This is a genomic window from Enterococcus sp. DIV1421a (assembly GCF_051711025.1).
Lineage (GTDB): Bacteria > Bacillota > Bacilli > Lactobacillales > Enterococcaceae > Enterococcus_B > Enterococcus_B hirae.
Window position 1 is genome coordinate 2,388,079 of the sequence record NZ_JBIOLU010000001.1, and the last position, 18,119, is coordinate 2,406,197.

At 36.7% G+C, this 18,119-nt stretch carries 19 protein-coding genes; 4 read left to right on the forward strand and 15 right to left on the reverse strand.

Annotated elements, in window-relative coordinates; translation table 11 throughout:
* Window positions 1-6 precede the first annotated feature (6 nt).
* Together IGK21_RS10840 and IGK21_RS10845 are read right to left on the reverse strand one after the other, a co-directional pair.
* Window positions 7-462, reverse strand: coding sequence for an arginine repressor (locus IGK21_RS10840; protein ID WP_010737119.1), 456 nt, complete (start codon window positions 460-462; stop codon window positions 7-9).
* Window positions 463-534: 72 nt separating this feature from the next.
* Window positions 535-1,173 (reverse strand): GyrI-like domain-containing protein, encoded by a 639-nt coding sequence (locus tag IGK21_RS10845; protein WP_096708744.1) that lies wholly within the window; start codon window positions 1,171-1,173, stop codon window positions 535-537.
* A 213-nt stretch (window positions 1,174-1,386) separates the two neighbouring features.
* Here IGK21_RS10845 and IGK21_RS10850 point away from each other — a divergent pair, with 213 nt between their 5' ends.
* Window positions 1,387-2,760: an MFS transporter gene (locus tag IGK21_RS10850; protein WP_010737117.1), complete on the forward strand. Its 1,374-nt coding sequence runs from the start codon at window positions 1,387-1,389 to the stop codon at window positions 2,758-2,760.
* A 78-nt stretch (window positions 2,761-2,838) separates the two neighbouring features.
* Window positions 2,839-3,945, forward strand: a complete 1,107-nt coding sequence (locus tag IGK21_RS10855; RefSeq protein ID WP_181915105.1) for an NAD(P)/FAD-dependent oxidoreductase — start codon at window positions 2,839-2,841, stop codon at window positions 3,943-3,945.
* 134 nt (window positions 3,946-4,079) lie between these two features.
* On the opposite strand, the gene IGK21_RS10860 is transcribed toward IGK21_RS10855, so the two are convergent.
* The 6 genes from IGK21_RS10860 to IGK21_RS10885 all read right to left on the reverse strand — a co-directional run bounded on the left by IGK21_RS10860 (window position 4,080) and on the right by IGK21_RS10885 (window position 10,224).
* Window positions 4,080-4,679, reverse strand: a complete 600-nt coding sequence (locus IGK21_RS10860; protein ID WP_010737115.1) for a LysM peptidoglycan-binding domain-containing protein — start codon at window positions 4,677-4,679, stop codon at window positions 4,080-4,082.
* A 704-nt stretch (window positions 4,680-5,383) separates the two neighbouring features.
* Window positions 5,384-6,556 (reverse strand): tRNA epoxyqueuosine(34) reductase QueG, encoded by a 1,173-nt coding sequence (gene queG, locus IGK21_RS10865; protein WP_181915106.1) that lies wholly within the window; start codon window positions 6,554-6,556, stop codon window positions 5,384-5,386.
* Window positions 6,557-6,580: 24 nt separating this feature from the next.
* Window positions 6,581-7,327, reverse strand: coding sequence for a hypothetical protein (locus tag IGK21_RS10870; RefSeq protein WP_034699908.1), 747 nt, complete (start codon window positions 7,325-7,327; stop codon window positions 6,581-6,583).
* A gap of 304 nt (window positions 7,328-7,631) precedes the next feature.
* Window positions 7,632-8,582 carry a metal ABC transporter substrate-binding protein gene (locus IGK21_RS10875; protein ID WP_034699910.1) on the reverse strand — a complete coding sequence of 317 codons (951 nt, stop codon included), beginning with the start codon at window positions 8,580-8,582 and terminating at the stop codon, window positions 7,632-7,634.
* 47 nt (window positions 8,583-8,629) lie between these two features.
* Window positions 8,630-9,481 (reverse strand): metal ABC transporter permease, encoded by an 852-nt coding sequence (locus IGK21_RS10880; protein ID WP_181915107.1) that lies wholly within the window; start codon window positions 9,479-9,481, stop codon window positions 8,630-8,632.
* A complete protein-coding gene (locus tag IGK21_RS10885) occupies window positions 9,478-10,224 on the reverse strand; it encodes a metal ABC transporter ATP-binding protein (protein WP_010737112.1) in 747 nt (248 codons plus the stop codon). Before IGK21_RS10885 ends, IGK21_RS10880 begins: the two co-directional genes overlap by 4 nt.
* A 245-nt stretch (window positions 10,225-10,469) precedes the next feature.
* Here IGK21_RS10885 and IGK21_RS10890 point away from each other — a divergent pair, with 245 nt between their 5' ends.
* Window positions 10,470-11,843: an amino acid permease gene (locus IGK21_RS10890; RefSeq protein WP_010720853.1), complete on the forward strand. Its 1,374-nt coding sequence runs from the start codon at window positions 10,470-10,472 to the stop codon at window positions 11,841-11,843.
* Window positions 11,844-11,954: 111 nt separating this feature from the next.
* Here the strand turns inward: IGK21_RS10890 and IGK21_RS10895 are convergent, their stop codons facing one another.
* The 7 genes from IGK21_RS10895 to IGK21_RS10925 form a co-directional block, all read right to left on the reverse strand.
* A complete protein-coding gene (locus IGK21_RS10895) occupies window positions 11,955-12,134 on the reverse strand; it encodes a hypothetical protein (RefSeq protein WP_252703173.1) in 180 nt (59 codons plus the stop codon).
* Window positions 12,135-12,396: 262 nt separating this feature from the next.
* The gene (locus tag IGK21_RS10900) at window positions 12,397-12,591 is read right to left on the reverse strand and encodes a hypothetical protein (protein WP_010737109.1); all 195 of its coding nucleotides are present in this window, start codon (window positions 12,589-12,591) and stop codon (window positions 12,397-12,399) included.
* Between the two features lie 38 nt (window positions 12,592-12,629).
* Window positions 12,630-13,163, reverse strand: coding sequence for a hypothetical protein (locus tag IGK21_RS10905; protein ID WP_252703174.1), 534 nt, complete (start codon window positions 13,161-13,163; stop codon window positions 12,630-12,632).
* 453 nt (window positions 13,164-13,616) lie between these two features.
* Window positions 13,617-14,516 carry an SAG1386/EF1546 family surface-associated protein gene (locus IGK21_RS10910; RefSeq protein ID WP_181915108.1) on the reverse strand — a complete coding sequence of 300 codons (900 nt, stop codon included), beginning with the start codon at window positions 14,514-14,516 and terminating at the stop codon, window positions 13,617-13,619.
* Window positions 14,517-14,629: 113 nt separating this feature from the next.
* A complete protein-coding gene (locus tag IGK21_RS10915) occupies window positions 14,630-14,800 on the reverse strand; it encodes a hypothetical protein (protein WP_010720855.1) in 171 nt (56 codons plus the stop codon).
* Window position 14,801: 1 nt separating this feature from the next.
* Window positions 14,802-15,473, reverse strand: coding sequence for an NAD(P)H-dependent oxidoreductase (locus IGK21_RS10920; RefSeq protein ID WP_010720856.1), 672 nt, complete (start codon window positions 15,471-15,473; stop codon window positions 14,802-14,804).
* Window positions 15,474-15,550: 77 nt separating this feature from the next.
* Window positions 15,551-16,456 (reverse strand): AraC family transcriptional regulator, encoded by a 906-nt coding sequence (locus IGK21_RS10925; RefSeq protein ID WP_034699918.1) that lies wholly within the window; start codon window positions 16,454-16,456, stop codon window positions 15,551-15,553.
* 194 nt (window positions 16,457-16,650) lie between these two features.
* On the opposite strand from IGK21_RS10925, the gene IGK21_RS10930 reads away from it, so the two are divergent.
* Window positions 16,651-18,108 (forward strand): glycoside-pentoside-hexuronide (GPH):cation symporter, encoded by a 1,458-nt coding sequence (locus IGK21_RS10930; protein WP_034699920.1) that lies wholly within the window; start codon window positions 16,651-16,653, stop codon window positions 18,106-18,108.
* The last annotated feature ends 11 nt before the right edge of the window (window positions 18,109-18,119 follow it).

The window sequence follows — 18,119 nt, forward strand, 5'->3', positions numbered from 1 at the left end:
CTTCTTTTATTCCCTCATTCTTTCTAATTTTTCTGCAAAATCTTGTGCTTCTTCTTCCGAACGGCAAATCACAATGAATGTATCCACTCCAGCAATCGTTGCAACAACTTCTGGATAAGCGACTTCATCTAACCAATTGGTTACGACATCCGCCCCATCTTTTTCTGTTAGCACCACGATCATAAATTGAACAACTTGTATTTTCAAGACTTCTCTTTTAACAGCTGCTTGTAGTCGTTCTTCATGTAACGTTTCAGCAGGCTGACTGAATAGATTGTAACGAACTTGCTTATTTTCATCCGTAGACTTCACTAACTTCAGCTCACGGATATCACGCGAAATAGTTGCTTGAGTGGCTGTCACCCCTGCGTCTTGAAGACAAAGCAATAGTTCTTCTTGTGTGCTGATTGGTTTTTCTGTGATGATCTGACGAATCAATGCTTGTCGTTGGATTTTTTTCATAGCGGACACCTCTTGTCTTTGATTATAGCAAAAAAATAATCGTTTTTCTGCCTTTTTTGGTATTTTTTACTTTTATTTTTTTAGTTGATTTTTTGGCGCAATCTTGACACGTAAAATCGTTCTCAGTTTTTCTGGGTTGGCTCTGCGCGGATCCCCTAAATAAATTTCTTTATGTTCTTTAGCTATCCGTTGATACCCCTGCTCTTCGATAAACGTTGCTAATTTTTCAAAGGTTTGTGGCTCATCCTCATACGGTCCCACGTGAAGCATCTGAGCGACTAATCCTTCATCCATGCTACTAAATACTACTTGGTCGAACAAATCATTGGGAATTTTGTCCGCTACACGTAGTAGAGCCTCATGTGCAACTTCTTTCGTCACAAATTCAGGTTGTTTGATCATGATCTGATAAGCAAAATGACTCTTCTTCATTACTTTTTCTTGCAAATAAGCTTCTTGTAATCCCCAATGTCCTTCTAATGGATAAACAGTGTAAGGAAGATAGTTAGGAATCTGCCAATTTTTCTTTGGGGCCATTCGGATCGCATAACTAACAGCATATAAAGCTGCCACTCGTCGCTGAAAATCGTCTTCATTTGGATCCCCTACTCCTTTTATGCTAAAAAAATTCTGTGGGGATAACGTTAAGATCTGTGGCTTTTTTTTACTACTATAACCTGGTTCCGTTTTTTTCCAATCAATCGTAGCCATTTTTTCCTCCTGCGATGATTTATTCTCTACTATCATAACTCTTTTCAAAAGACTTGGCTAACCTGGTTGACACTTTTTTTACCTCTATGCTAGAATAAGCGATGGAAATAAATCGTACAGATAACACGTATATTACGTGTCGAGAGAGAGGCGGTTTCTATTTTTATAATAGAAATCACTCTCTTTTTTTACGAAATTTTTTGAGGTGAGGATATGACAAAACAAAAACAATTACTCTTAGTACCTGCAGTTATTGCAACCGGTATGATGTCTTTTGCGGGAGTGTTGATCGAAACAGCAATGAACGTCACATTTCCAACGTTGATCAACCAGTTTCAATTAACGACTGCACAAGTTCAATGGGTGACAACGATTTACCTGCTGATGATCTCGATCATCGTGCCATTATCAACTTATTTAACACGAAATTTCAGCCTTAGAAGTCTCTTTTTACTTTCAAACCTGCTTTTTTTAGCAGGAATCATTGTTGACTTCTTTTCTCCGACTTTCTTCATTTTATTACTTGGTCGGCTTTTACAAGGGGCAGCTACCGGGATTGCTTTACCACTAATGTTCCATATTATTTTGACCTTTGCGCCTATGAACCGCCGCGGAGCGATGATGGGGGTGGGAACACTGACCACAGCAATTGCTCCGGCTATCGGGCCAACATATGGGGGAATCTTAACTTCAAATTTCACTTGGAATCATATCTTTCTTTTCTTGATTCCTATTTTGATTCTTTCTCTTGGCATCGGCTTGGTTGCTATTCCTTCAATGCCCGTTCAAAAAAGTGGACGTTTGGATGTGTTGAGTGTATTTAGTTTGTGTTTATTATTTAGCGGTAGCTTAACGTTTTTGAGTATGCTAGGACAACCGCTTAGTTGGTTTGCGTTACTAATAGCGATTATTGGTGGGATCCTTTTTTATCAACGAACAAAAAAAGCCGATTATCCATTGATCCAACTAACCATTTTTTCTAATAAAACATTTCGCTTGTTCTTATTTAGCTTTTTAATCTACCAGTTCTTATTGCTAGGCGTTTCTTTTGTCTTACCAAATTTTGTTCAGATTGTTCAAGGAAACAGTCCTTTCATCGCTGGAATCGCCATGTTGCCAGGAGCTACGATTGGCGCTGTATTATCGCCTTTTTCTGGAAAACTGCTTGATCAACACGGTCCCAAAAAACCGATTTTTGCCGGATTACTCCTTGCTCTTGTTGGTTGGTCCGCACTAGTCTTTCTTCTAGGACATGTTTCATTGCTATTGTTGATTACTTGCCACGTGATCTATATGATAGGGATTGGTTTGTCTTATAGCAATATGATGACCACTGGGATGAATGCTTTAACGGATGACTATCAAAGTGATGGCAATGCTGTTTTTAATACCTTACAACAATTTTCTGGTGCCGTTGCTACTTCATTAGTGGCAATCATTATCAACCTTATTCAAGCGCATGCTGATTTGAGCTATAAAGTCGCCACGACATTCGGTTCACAAGTTGCTTTAGGTGTATTACTTCTTCTATTAGTTATCAGCTTTATCTTATTTATTCGTTATAGTTTAACTACAAAACATTCATGATTGATTGAAACGGCAGTCGTTTGCAACTGCCGTTTTTTTGTGCAAAAATACAATTTGTAAGTAAAGGAGGAATCAAACATGGAAAAAATCGCCATTATCGGTGGTGGAATCATCGGTATGACATTAGCCAATTATGTAGATACCACAAAATACAGCATCACCTTATTTGACCATGGAATCGGTCAGGCAACCAAAGCAAGTGCGGGAATCATTTCTCCATGGTTATCCAAAAGAAGAAATAAAACATGGTATCGTTTAGCCAAAGACGGTGCGGCATTTTTCCCAAAATTAGTGCAAGATTTTGCACTTGATCCGACCATTTATGCTCGTTCCGGTACACTCTTGCTTCGACAAAAAGAACAATTAGCAGAATTACTTGATCTTGCAGAAGAACAAAAAAAAGAGGCACCTGAGATCGGAGAAATCCATTTATTAAAAGCGGATCAAACAGCTGATTTACTTCCTTTATTAAAACCGACCCCCTCTTTATTCATCACTGGTGGTGGCCGTTTAGACGGAAAAGCTTACCTTCATTATTTAACGGCACGCTTGAAAAGGGCTGGTGTAACAGTAATAAACGATAAGATTCGCCTACAAAAAAGGAATGATGATTGGCTGATCCTCGGAGAATTTGGTGAAGAACCGTTTGACCGGGTCATTTTGACTCCTGGACCTTCCTTGAAGCCTTTATTGGAACCATTAGGCTATCAGGTCGATCTTCGTCCTCAAAAAGGGCAGTTGATCGCTTTTACTACTCATCAGTTCCAAAGCCAAAAATGGCCTGTTGCCATGCTAGATGGAGAAGCAGACCTCATTCCCTTCAATGACGGAAAAATCTTATTGGGCGCTACACATGAAAATGAACAAGGATGGGATCTGACTCCTACTAATGAAGCGTTTTTACAGTTGACTGAACAGACAAAAGCTTTTTTTGTACAACCAGAAAAATTACTTTCACAGCCTTATCAGTTACAAGTAGGAACGAGGGCATATACGTCTGATTTTGCTCCGTTTTTTGGTCCTTTATTCGATGAACCAAATCTGATCGTCGCAAGTGGACTCGGTTCTTCTGGTTTAACGACTGGTCCTTATATCGGTTATCTCTTAGCTGAATTTATAAATACTGGTACGTGGCATGGAACGGACTATCAAAAAGATCTCCATAACTACATCAAGAAAACCTAAGATGAACAAAGAGATAACTATTTCATTCATTTATTTTTCGTCATTACCGTCTCATCCCTAAACAGCAAAAAAACCAAGAAATCGAATGACACGATTTCTTGGTTTTGTCTTTTTATTAGTATTCAATAATCGACTTAGTACCAGCCGTTTGCTAACCAGAATGCTTGAGCAGCATCCCATGAGCCATAACGTGATGATACATATTGATCAGCTACGCGTTCTTGGTTTGCAGCAGAATAGTCACCATTTAAGTATGATGCATCTAATTGGTAACGTCCGATGTAACGGCCGTTAGTTGCTGTGTAAGAACCGCCTGATTCTTTATTCGCAATCCATTCTTTTGCAGAACTTGAATTGCTTGGAGCTGTTGCTGTTTGAGCAGCTGGAGCAGCAGGTGTTACTTCAACTGTTTTAACTGGAGCAACATATGTATGTTCTTCCGTTACTGTTTCAGTTGTTTTTGGTGCTTCGACTGTTTTTGCTGAAGCATCACTTGAAGTCGGGATCGTTAATTCTTCGCCAACATAGATGCGGTTGATGTCTTTGATACCATTTTTTTCAGCGATTGCATCGATCAATGAGTTATCTCCAACAAATTTTTGTGAGATTTTTGATAGTGAATCACCTGATTTAATTGTATAGACTTCGTCAGCATGAGCAGTTGTTCCTACAAACATTGCAGTTGCACCAGCAGCAAAAGTTGTTCCTAAAACGATCTTCTTAATTGAATTCATGTTTATCTCCTTTTTTTTCCATGTATTTATCAACGTCATTAACTTTATCATCTAGAAATATTTCATAGGTAAAAGAAATATGACATTTAATGACAAAATATCCTAATTTTTAACATTTGTAACATAACTCTGGACAAAAAAGTACGACTAAAGTCCTAGAACCCTTATATCATAAGAAAGAAACCGTTTTTTAACATTTTCTTATAAAGTTTAGAAAATCTTATATTTTGTAATATTTCTAGTATTTTTTTTTAACTTTTTTGATTTTTTTATTTAATTTATCCTTTTTTTTAGTAATTATGTGTCAAAACGACAAAAAATTGAGTAATTATTACAACCTTTACTAAAAAATTTTAGGATAAATTTTTTAATATTTTTGAAATTTCTGGTATTTCTAGATTTTTTGCTAAAAAAACCGATAGTATTCTATTTTTTGAACTACTTCAATTACAAACAAGTCGAACATTCAGTGGATTATACTACTCTAAGTATTGAAATTTTCTAATACAGATTCTTTTTATTATTTAGTTATGATCCATTATTTTACTTTAATCAATAAAAAGACTAGAACAAACTAACTGTCCTAGTCTCTTTGTCGTACTACGCTTGTTTTAACATAATACTCTATTTTTTTCTTATTATAGAAGTGAAAGGAATCTTGTACATAAAATTTTCTCTTATTCGCTCGGAGCTGACCGCTTCTTTCATGTCCTCTTTTTTCGCTTTGTTTTCTTGGCTAACATTTCTTGCGCTTCTATAATTTCTGTAATCACTTCTTGGTCTTCTTCGCGTTGTTTCATTTGCTCTAAAGTTTCCAACCATTTTTCTGGTTCTTTTCTACCTAAACGCCCAATCGACCAAGCAGCGGTTGCTCGAATAACCGGTCGAACATCACTTAAACAGCTTTCGATCTCAGGTAAAGCCGAAGTATCCCCAAGGTTTGCTAAAGCAATCAAAGCATTTCTTTGCAATGGTTTTTTCCCTCGCCATGAACCAGCTAAATGCCCAAACTGTTGTTTAAACTCTTTATTTGATAAAGAAAGCATTGGTTTTAATTTCGGATAGACTTCATCTACTTTTGGTTCCATTTCTTCATGGAAATGGAAATCTTTCCCTTGATTATAAGGACAGACTAACTGACAGATATCGCACCCGTAAATGACATTTCGCATTTTTTTCCGATACTCATTTGGCATTAGCCCTTTGGTTTGGGTCTGATAAGATAAACATCTTTGTGCATTCATCCTGCCATCGCCTAACAAAGCTTTTGTCGGACAAGCTGTCACACAACGAGTACAATCACCACAGCCAAAAACACCTGGTTCATCAGGTTCAAATACGATATTGGTGACAATTTCTCCAAGATACACGAATGAACCGTATTCTTCTGTGATCAGCAACCCATTTCGACCAATAAATCCTAGTCCTGCTCTTTGTGCAACAGCCACATCTACTAATTCTCCAGTATCCACTTGTGGGGCAAACCGCCAAGCTTCTTCTTGTTGCCAGACACTTGCTCTGCTTTGGATAAAAGTAATCAATTGATTGAGACGGTCACGTAAAATATCATGGTAATCGATTCCCCAAGATGCCCGTGCAAATTGTCCTCTTTTTTCATCTTTTGGGACCTCTTCATGGATCTTGGTTGGATAGGCTAAAGCAATAGCGATAATCGATTGTGGGCGATCAAAAGTTTTTTCTAAATATAAACGTTCTTCAATTACTGGATGTTCAAATCCCGAAGTATGTCCAGCGGCTTTTTGTTCTTCTAAAGACTCTTTTAAATAATCAAAGGGTTCTGCCGTCGTAAATCCGATTTTATCAATACCTAAACGTTTGCTTTCTTCAATGATTTCTTCTTTTAAGGTTTTTGTCATCTTTTCCACCTATTCAAATAATTGCTAGCGACTATAAATTCCGTAATAAAGCCGATCTCTTTTTAGCTGGACAAATTGGATCTGTTGATCTGCGATCTTTCGTTCTTCCATCCATCTTTTTCTAGTAGCAAAGATTTCCCAATAGTTGAGAGACAACCATTTTCTTTGGTTATCTAGCGCTTGAAAAAAGTTGAGCGATACTGGCTTAGTATGCAACAATTCATGCAATCGAACCTGTTCTACTGCGGAAAAAGTGGATAAATCTCTGGAATATAATGTTTCTTCGTAGAGATTCTTTTGCTGCGAGTAGGTAAATGTTTGTGGAATATCTCCTGGGCGGGCAATCAAAACCAAACGATTATAGAATGTATTCATTAGTTTACTATTTGCAATAAACGAACTTTTATAATAAGCCGATTGAATTTTTTCAATGACCCCTTCTGTCCCCATTGTGGAAAATAATGCTGGCCATGCCTTGATATTGATTTCATTATTTTGTTTCACTAATACTCCTGGAATAAATCCAACAGAAGAAATCGAGACAAAATAACCAATTCCAGTCTGTTCATCTAATGGCTGAAATTCATCAAAAAGCCATTTCCCCGGATAACGTTCTTCTACATCCGCTTCACTTGGACTTGCTATGAATAATTTAGCCATTTCTGTTTCAAGAAATTGAAGGTCTTGATCTTTATCAGAGCTATCCTGTTGTTCGATCACTTTAAGGATTTCTTCTTTGATTAGTTGTTTATCTTTACGCGTAAAATTCATAGCTTTACCTTCCTTTCTTATCTTTAACTATAACGGAAAACAACAAAAAAAGGTATCCGAAACTAACAAAAAGCAGACGTTTTTTTTATTTTTTTACTTGCAAAATAAGTGAGCCTTCGCTTGATCTCCTTTCCACATAAATCAGGGTAAATGAATCCTCCTGCTTCTTGTTTTTTTAATCTTGATTTTTAGCATAAATAAGCCGAAGAAATCAAAATCTAACGAACTGATTTTGATCTCTTCGGCTGGCTATTTAGCACGCATTCTTTTCTAGTTTTTTTGAATGAAAGTTATTTTGTACCATTTATTTTTCTTGAGTCAACCCATCATGGATCGTTCGGATATTCCAGTCCATCATCTTATAATAAGAATCTCCTGGTTTGCCTTCCTTATCGATAGAGTCTGTATATAATCGATCATAGATAGCTACTCCTGTTTCTTTCGCTACACGTTCCATGCTTCTAGAATCAACACTTGTTTCGACAAACAAAGCGGGTACTGCAGAGTCTCTTACTTGATTGATGATTCGTTTCATTTGTTCAGGAGTTCCTTGACTTTCTGTATTGATTTCCCAGATATAACTTGCTGGGATACCATAAGCTTTGGAAAAATATTTGAAAGCTCCTTCACTCGTTACTAATAATCTTTTATCTTCAGGAATTGTTTGAAAGTTTGTTTTAGCTTTTTCATCCAATTCGCTCAACTTTTCAATATATTTTTTTGCGTTTTCTTCATAGACTGCTTTATTTTCAGCATCTTTTTCTGAAAAAATACGGGTAATTTCTTCTACATACTTCATCCCATTCGATAAATCTAACCAGGCATGAGGGTCAGCTTTACTCTTGGAACTCCCACCTGATAAATAAATGGGTGTTACTTTTTTACTCACTGCAAAATAATCTTTCTCTTCTTTTTTATGTGTGGTTTCCATTAAATTTGTAAACCAGCCATTACCAGTTTCTAGATTTAGCCCATTATATAAAATCACATCGGCATCACTCGCTTTTTTGATGTCTTCTGGTAACACTTCATATTCATGAGGATCTGTTCCTACAGGCACGATACTATGAACAGCTACATGTTCCTTTCCTACTTCTTTTGCCATATCCGCTAAGATAGAGTTGGTTGCTACAACATTCAATGTTTCTTTAGTCGTTTCTTTATTAGCTTCCTGCTTTTCTTGACTGCCACAGCCTACTAACAAAAAGAAACTTGCGAACATTACCCAAAAAATCCGATAGTTATTGGTTTTCATCTCATTACTCCTTTTTTCAAATGATTTGTTTTACATGATCATTCTTTTTACTCGCTTTTTATGACTCGTTTATGAGCAAAAAAGATTCCCTTAGAAGGTGAAAAGCAAAATGCCAACAGAAAGAATAGCGCGCAAGCTAAAACGATGGTTGCACCGGAAGGCCAGTTATAGCTATAACTAAAAAATACCCCCAAGATTGCACTTAATACACCAACTGTTGATGAGATAGCAATCATTTTCACTAAACTATTCGTTAATAGATAAGCTGTAGCAGCTGGTGTGATCAACATCGCAATCACTAAGATCGTCCCTACTGTCTGTAAACTAACCACTGCGACTAACGTCAGGAAAAACATGAGCAAATAGTGGATCAAGGTAATATTTAGCCCATAAGCTTTAGCCATCATCGGATCGAAAGAAGTAATTTTGAGTTCTTTATAGAAAATGAACACAAACAATAACACAATACCGCTAACGATCGCCGTCATCTGCAGGTCGCTTTCTCTCACCGCTAACACATTTCCAAATAATATATGGTACAGATCCGTAGCACTTTGGGCAAAAGAAATCAAAATGACTCCTAATGCAAAGAATGAACTAAAGACGATACCGATTGCTGTATCATTCTTTAATCGACTTCGTTGGGTAACAAAACCAATGAGTCCTGCCGTCAACATGCCGAAGACCGTGGCACCTAAAATATAACTAAAGCCAAACATGTAGGAAATTGCTACTCCTGGTAAGACCGCATGTGAAATAGCATCTCCCATCAACGACATCCCTCGTAAGATGATAAAAGATCCGATCACCCCGGAAGCCAAACCAACGAGCATTGATGTGAGCAATGCATATTGTAAAAACTGGTAGTTCATCATTCCTTCAATAAACGATTGGATCATTTTTCTTTTGCTCCTTTCACTAATTGCCCGATCACTTCACCATAAGCAATCTTCAGATTTTCTGAAGTAAATGTCGTTGCAACAGGTCCGGCAGCGATCAATTGCTGATTCAATAAAATCACTTCATCAAAATATTCTGTTACTTTGTGCAAGTCGTGATGAACAATGATGATCGTTTTACCTGCTGCTTTTAATTCTTTCAATATTGAAAAAATTTTTTTCTCACTTACGGCATCAATCCCTACAAATGGCTCATCAAGAAAAATCCATTCTGCTTGTTGCGCCAATGCGCGGGCAATAAAAACACGTTGTAACTGTCCACCCGACAATTCGCTTATTTGTCGCTTCCCATACGAAGCCATACCGACTTTTTCTAATGCTTGCTGTGCTCGTTCTTTTTCTTTTTTTCCCGGACGTTGTCCCAACCTTAATGATGGATAAGTCCCCAATAAGACCACACCTAACACATCAATTGGAAAAGAGAGATCCAATTCATTTCGTTGTTCAACATAAGCGATTTTTTTACGTGCTTCTTTTAGCAATGAACCGCCAAAAGAAATTTCTCCAGATACTTTGGGAATCAAAGCCAGTATAGCTTTCATAAAAGTTGATTTTCCCGCACCATTTGGACCGATGATCCCAGTGATTTTTTTGGGTTGGATCATTACATCAACTTCGTTTAACGCTAACTTTCCTTGATAAGCAACGGTTAATTGCTGGATATTAATGATCGCTTCTGACACATTCTCCACTCCTTTTAGGTTTACCTAACTTTTTATTTAACTATAGTTTAACTAAAGACGAAAGCATTTTCAAGTATCCCGCATGATTTTTTTTACAAGAAAGGCTCGCAATTTGTGAGAACTTTCTGTAAAATCACATCAAGAGTTTTAAAAGCAAATTGTCTTTATTGATCATTTATTTGTTATTAATGTCTATCATTTATTCGTATTTGCTTGTTTTACTCAAAAATGAAAGGAGTTTTAGTATGGAAGAAGAAAAATTAACTCGAAGCCTTAGTGCCCGTCACATTCAGATGATTGCACTAGGAGGAACGATCGGCGTAGGATTGTTTATGGGTGCTTCCTCAACCATTCGTTGGACAGGTCCCTCAGTAATGGTTGCCTATGCTGTCGCAGGTCTCTTTCTTTATTTGATCATGCGAGCACTTGGCGAAATGCTTTATGTCGATCCTTCAACGGGTTCTTTTGCGAATTATGCTAGTAATTATCTTCATCCTGTCGCTGGTTATTTAACTGCTTGGAGTAACATCTTTCAGTTTATTGTTGTCGGGATCAGTGAAGTCATTGCAGTCGGTGAATATATGAATTATTGGTGGCCTCATCTGCCAACAATCATTCCTGGGATTGTTGTCATCCTCTTTTTGATGCTTGCCAACTTAGCTTCTGTTAAAGCTTTTGGTGAACTAGAATTTTGGTTTTCAATGATTAAAGTCGGCACGATCGTTTTGATGATTCTGGTAGGGCTAGGTGTCATCTTATTTGGCTTAGGAAATCAAGGCCAAGCAGTCGGGATCTCTAATCTTTGGAAAAACGGCGGTTTCTTTACCGGCGGAGTAAAAGGTTTCTTTTTTGCGCTATCCATTGTTGTTGCATCTTATCAAGGAATCGAGCTGATCGGAATGGCCGCTGGAGAAGCTGCAAATCCGAAAAAAACGATCGTTGAAGCTGTTCAATCAACTATTGGACGAATCTTGATTTTTTACATTGGTGCTATTTTTATTATCGTTAGTATCTATCCATGGAATCAATTAGGCACAATAGGTTCCCCATTTGTTCAAACATTTTCTAAAATCGGGATCACATTTGCTGCCGGATTGATCAATTTCGTCGTCTTGACGGCTGCCTTATCTGGGTGTAATTCTGGTATTTTCAGTGCCAGTCGAATGATCTACACCTTAGCAATCAATGGAAAAATGTCGAGGAAATTTTTAAAACTAACCCGTCATGGCGTACCTTTTTATCCAGTCGTAGCGATTTCTAGCGGGATATTGATTGGCCTAGTTTTAAATTACCTGTTACCTTTGTTTGTGAATCATGCAGAAAATATTTTCGTTTTTGTCTATAGTTCCAGTATTTTACCGGGGATGGTTCCTTGGGTAGTTATCTTACTTAGTGAGATCCAATTTAAAAAACAACACCCAAAAGAAATGAGAGATCATCCATTTAAAATGCCATTATCACCTTATACCAATTATCTTACTTTATTATTTTTAGCCATTGTCTTGATTTTTATGTTTATCAATCAAGAAACAAGAATTCCATTGATTATTGGTCTCGTGTTTTTGTGCTACATGACGATTCATTATTTTCTACGTGAACGAAGACTGAAAAGTCGCTAATCTTCATCAAAAAAGCAGGGCTTCCCATCAAATAGGACCCTGCTTTTTTACTCTTTTTTAGTTAAATGCACAAATAGCGTTTTTTATTGTTTGAAACAAATAGAAATTTTTCTATACTAAATCTAAAGTTCCTTGGAATTTAAATTCCATTTGTGGTGGTGGTCCCCAATTTGCTACTCTTTTGTCTTCTGTCCAATAAACATACCCTTGATACTTTCGACCACTTACATATTCAACATACCAATATTTACTTTGTGCAGGTTTCCCACCCCAAGTCGATCCTACTTTCATCCAAACTTGGGCTGAAAAGATTGGACTAACTCTCACTAAATGATTAGATTTAGTAATTTCTACAATATTATCATTGTTCTCAACTACATATATATCTGTTGCAATTTCACTTTCCGTTTCATCTAGGTATATAAATAAATGATCCGTCGTTGTATTTTGTTCTGCTGCAACTGGAACAGCTAATCCAACTAAACAAAATATAAAAATAAGTGGAATTCCTAATCCAAAACTCTTCAGCCTAATTGCCTCCCATTTTTAATAATCATTTTTTTAATCTCATGATTAGAAGATAACTAATTGAATAAAATACAATAAAAAGTAGACCTGAAAGAAATATATCATTAAAAAATGATAAAAAATTCAATGTTCCATCAATCAATGCCTTTATTGTGCCGACAATTATATAGCCTATAAAAGCTGATAATATATTTAAAACTTCATGCTGATTTTTCTTCATACATAAACACTTCCTAAAAAATAATATCTACTCAGATATCATTGTAAATAATAGTATTGATATACAAATCCTCTTACTACAAAAACTCTACCATGTTTAAAATTACCACCAGTTATAACACCTGATATCCCACCTATGGCGGAACCCCAACCAGCGCCTGGGAGTAAACTGCCTAGAGCTCCTATAATTGCTCCAATACCGGCTTTACTTATATTATTCAACCAAGTTTTACTAATATATATATCAACATTCCACTTTCTAGCTTGTCCATGCCACACAATCTTAGTGACACCATTACTTCTTGGTGTGAGCTGCTTTTTAGAAAGAAAAGAAGAATCCAATCTTTTCATTTCAAGAAACGCTTTTAAATTATTGTCTGTTATCGTTACGATTGTGCTGTCCTCTTCTACTTGAACATCGAAATAATCCGAATTTTCTTTATAAAACTCGATTGGATCCGACCTATTATCTACTATTCCACTTGCATAAACATTAGTTCCAAAAGTAACTAGTGGAGTTAATCCCAACAACAAACTAGCTATGCAACAAATAAAATTACTTTTTTTAAACACGACTATCATCTTCTTGTTATTTTTACAAAATCATTTTATAACGAAAACGCTTTCTAATCAAGCGTTTTTTCCGTTTTTTCATTAATTTTCCTATATGTTCAACTTCGTGGGAATTTAAGCGAAGCAATTAGATAAATGATTTTCAACATACTTAAAATAAGCAAGACAAATGATTGATATACGCATTGATAGAAGTTCATTGTAATAGCTAACCACTTAGTCGTTTTTTTGAAAGCTAAGAGGCGCTAGACGGACTTTTTTCAATGTTTACGACTTTCTAAAATTAAGAAAATTTCTCATCGAATAATGCTCCCAATGATTTCTGTGTCAATGGCTTACTCCAAACTACGATATACGTAAACAAACCATTTCAACTCAAAAAAATAAGCTAGTGTCCAATCAATTGATTGGTCGCTAGCTTATTTTTGCTGATCAAGGCATCTTGTCAGTGGCTTAATTCAATTTCAATACGTCTCCAGGATTGAAGAAATAGCTGTCCATCGTCATCCCATTCAATGATAAAAGCTTATCAACTGGTATCCCTGTACGTTCTGCAATCTGGTTGGGACCTTCTCCTTGTTGAACGACAGTAGTAGCAGCTTGTTCATTTGAAGTAGCACTTGCTGTCTGTCCTTCGGTTCCTTGGGTAGCTTGGGTAGCTTGACTGGAAGATTGTGTCGTTGAGTCAGTCGTCTGAGAAACACTAGTTTCCGTTTCACTAGTTGTTTGACTGCTTGACGTTTCTGCTTGTACCGAAGCACTTGTTCGGAGATAGATATCAGAAATTTTAGCTACTTGTTCCGTATAATCTGCTGAAAGTTGGTTGATCCAATTTGCAAGATCTACACCTTCTTTGGTTGGCGCTGCTTGATACGTTGCTTGTAGTTTGCTGATCCCTTCATCAGAAATAGCTTGTAGCGCTCGAGCCTTTTGATTAGCAATCGCAGACAACCCCATCACACCGTTTTGATTGTTCTGAATCTCAGCTTGGTATTCTTCGATCAAACGAGGTGTTTGTTCTTCCAATTTCTTTGTATAATCTGTCATAATCATTTGTAACTGATCCGTCAGTGTGCCTGTTTTCGATTCTTGGGTCGAACTTGCAGTTTCTTTATTTTTTGGTTTCGTTGTGGAAGAGGCTTTTTTTGTGGTTGTTTCGCTTGTTTTTGCGACCGAACTTTCTGCACTCGAACTATTCTTCCCATGGAAATAAAGAGCTGTAACAGCACCTATAAGGACCAAGCAAACAGCAACAGCCGAACCAATTTTGATCAATCGGCGTTGCGTTTCTTTTTTCTGTTGTTGTCTACGAGCCATTCGGACATTGACTCTTTGCTCGTTTTCTTCGTTCATTTCTTTCACCACCCATTAGTATATAAAATAGCGTTCTCAATCCTACTTTAATCCCATTGTAGCAAATAATCATCATTCTGAACATTTTAAACTGTGTTATTTATAAACAAAACTCACCATTTTTGATGATTCCAGGATTCTCCATCGATTTCTCCTTGTAATTGGACTTTTCGTTCTGAAATTTCCAGTAAAAGTTTTTTTGTTTCATGCAACACAGCTTTTGTTTCATAATCTACCGATGTACTTAATTCTTCCAATTGTCGTACAAACCATTCTTCCGCCATTTTATTGCTCCTTTAATTCTTGTAAGATAAATGTGAGGTCTTCAATCTCTTCTTTTTCATTCTCTAAATAGTCGATTAAGAATGCTTGCTTAGTCTGATCTAGTTGTTGTAAAGAATGATTGCTGCTTAGTCGCTCAATAAACCAGTTTATTCGCTTGATCAAGGTCGGTTTGCCTACTAATGTCAGGTATTGTTGATACGCCACTAAACGCTCCCAACGCTTTTCTTCTGTTTGATACATGAATTGCGCCATCACAAATGGAGGTAAAAAAGTCATTTCAAACTTGTGGGCAATCCGCTGATACGGTCTTAATAATTCAGAAATGGTATATTCTTCTTTCCCGCCTGCTTGATATTCTTTTTCAGAAACGCCAGTTGTTACGACAATCCCTAATTCTTTGCCTTTAAGAAATTCGTCAGCGTGTTCCAATACAGTGTCCTCCCATAGTTTTAAATGAGCTGGCGCACTATACCAATACAAAGGGAATTGGAAGATGATCCGGTCATGTGTTTTTAATAATTCAAGTTCTGTATCACGATCAATCGTCCAATCTGGGTAATGTTTTTCCAAATGATGCCAAGTAACCGTTAAATTTTCAGTTGCTTCTTTGAAAAACTGTTGGTTCAATGATGTCTCAATCGTAGGATGACTAACGATAATCAAAGTTCTCATTTCTTGACTCCTCTTCATTCTTGCTATTTCCTAGTTTAGCACAGAACACAAAATGTCATTAGTCTCCTGCCTTATGGTTAGGTAGACCAGGAAACAATCTCTTGTTCTTCTAATTCTTTCTTCAAAGCACCTAATGAAAGGTTTTTGGACGCTTCATTTTTCATCCGTTTCCGATAATTTGTTGCTGTTTCTCCAGTTGTCTTTTTGAACATTCGGCTAAATACAACTAAACTATTAAAACCAACTTGATAAGCGATACTCTCTACTGAATCATCAGTCAACGATAATAAAAATGCTGCTCGGTTGATTCGCACGCCAATCAAATATTCTTTGATACTCGTTCCTAATTGATTTTTAAAGACTCTTGATAGATGACTCCGGTTGACTGACAGTTGTCGAGCAATTTCCTCTACTGTTAAATTTTCTGGATAGTGTTCTTCAATATACTTCACTGTTTCGATTGCTAGTGGCGAAGAGACTTTTTGATTTCCCAAACCGATTTTCCCGCCATCTTTTAGTAATACGGATAAAAAGCGATAAGTCAAAGCCGTCAATTCTAATTCATCTGCTAAACCGTCTTGTGAATAATGAAGACAGTCCAAAATAATATCTATATATGCCGAAATACCTGCAGAAACCATTGTATACTGATCTTCTTTGAATAAGGAACGTTCAATGATCTCTTTCGCTAATGGCCCACCAAAAGACAACCAACAGTAGACCCAAGGCTCTTCACCATCTGCTAAATAAAAAGTAGAATCCCCTGGCCGGATCAAAAACAGATCCCCTTTTTGCAATTGATATTGCTGTTCTTTCACATGGTAAGTTCCTTTACCTTCCATCACGACATGTAACACATAATCTTGTCTGATTGCTGGACCGAAAGAATGATATGGCAAAGTTTTTGAAAATCCACAAAAGTCAAAATAACACCCTTTAGCTAATTCTTGACGTTCTTTTTTTAAAAATATTGCTTGCTCCATCGCTCTCACTCCTTTGTTTTTACTTTACTCTTCTTGTTCTACAACGTGCAACAAAAAGTTAAATATTAGTCACAAAAATATATTCATCAGGAAGCGTTTTCTTGATAAAGTCAATAGTAGAAAAAGAACTTTATTTATTTATTGTAACCGGTTAACTTTTTATTGTATATTTAACAAAGAAGGGATTAGATACTATGAAGAACAAAATGATACAACGGGTTTCTTATGCTTTAGGCGCATTCGGTCATGATACTTTTTATGTTACTCTCAGCACTTATTTTATGGTTTTTGTAACAAGCGAGATGTTTGCAGGTACAGATAAAGCAACTACTGCTCGAATGATCGCTACGGTGACCAGTTTAGTCGTTGGTATTCGTTTAATTGAAATCGTTTTCGATCCATTGATTGGCGGGATTATTGATAATACTCGAACAAAATATGGAAAATTTAAACCATGGCTGGTCATTGGTGGTTTAGTTAGTTCATTCCTTTTGATTTTTCTTTTTACTAATTTCTTTGGCCTTGCTACTCACAATACAACTTTGTTTATCATCCTTTTTACCATTGTTTTTGTATTATTAGATAGTTTTTATTCATTTAAAGATATTGCTTTTTGGTCAATGATTCCAGCTTTAAGTACTGAAACCAAAGAAAGAGAAAAATTCGCGACTTTTGCTCGATTCGGTTCTTCCTTAGGAGCAAATGGGACCACTTTGGTCGTCGTACCAATCGTCACATTTTTCACTTATTTAGTTACTGCTCATCATGTTGAAGGCGCTTCAGGTTGGTTCTGGTTCGGTGTGATTACCGCTGTGATCTCTGGAGGAACTGCAATTATTACAGCTTTAGGAACAAAAGAAGTCGACACGGCGATTCGTCAACAAAATGAAAAAGCAAGCATCAAAGATGTCTTTAAAGCAATTGCCCAAAATGACCAATTAATGTGGTTAGCACTTTCTTACATTGCTTATGCTATTGCCAATGTAGCAACAACTGCCGTTTTATTCTACTTTTTCAAATATGTCTTAGGTCAACCAACTCAATTCTGGATTGTCGGTTTAGTAGCAGCTTTACTTGGACTAGTCGCTGTGCCTTTATTCCCTGCTTTGACACGATTGATTTCTAGACGCTATGTCTATATCGGCGGTATTGCGATGATGATCAGTTCTTACTTCTTCTTCTCTATCGCAGGCACTAGCTTACCGATCGTGATCGTTGGACTTGTTTTATTTTACTTCCCACAACAGTTGATCTTTTTATCTGCTTTGATGACGATCACTGATTCTGTAGAATATGGACAATGGAAAAATGGGATTCGTAACGAAGCTGTGACTTTATCGATTCGCCCACTGCTTGATAAAATTGCAGGTGCTTTATCTAATGGGATCGTTGGGTTTGTCGCAATCGCAGCTGGTATGACTGGAAATGCTTCTGCTGCTGATATTACCAATCATGGGATCATGACTTTTAAAGCGTATGCATTTTATGTTCCTGCAGCATTGATGTTCTTTTCTGCCATCATTTTTGCTTGGAAGATCACTTTGACAGAGAAAAAACATGCGCAAATCGTCAAAGAACTAGAAAATAAATTAGCTTCACATGAAGAACTCGCATCTGAATTAGAAGATGACTTTATCATTCCACAACATTAAGAAAGGAATTA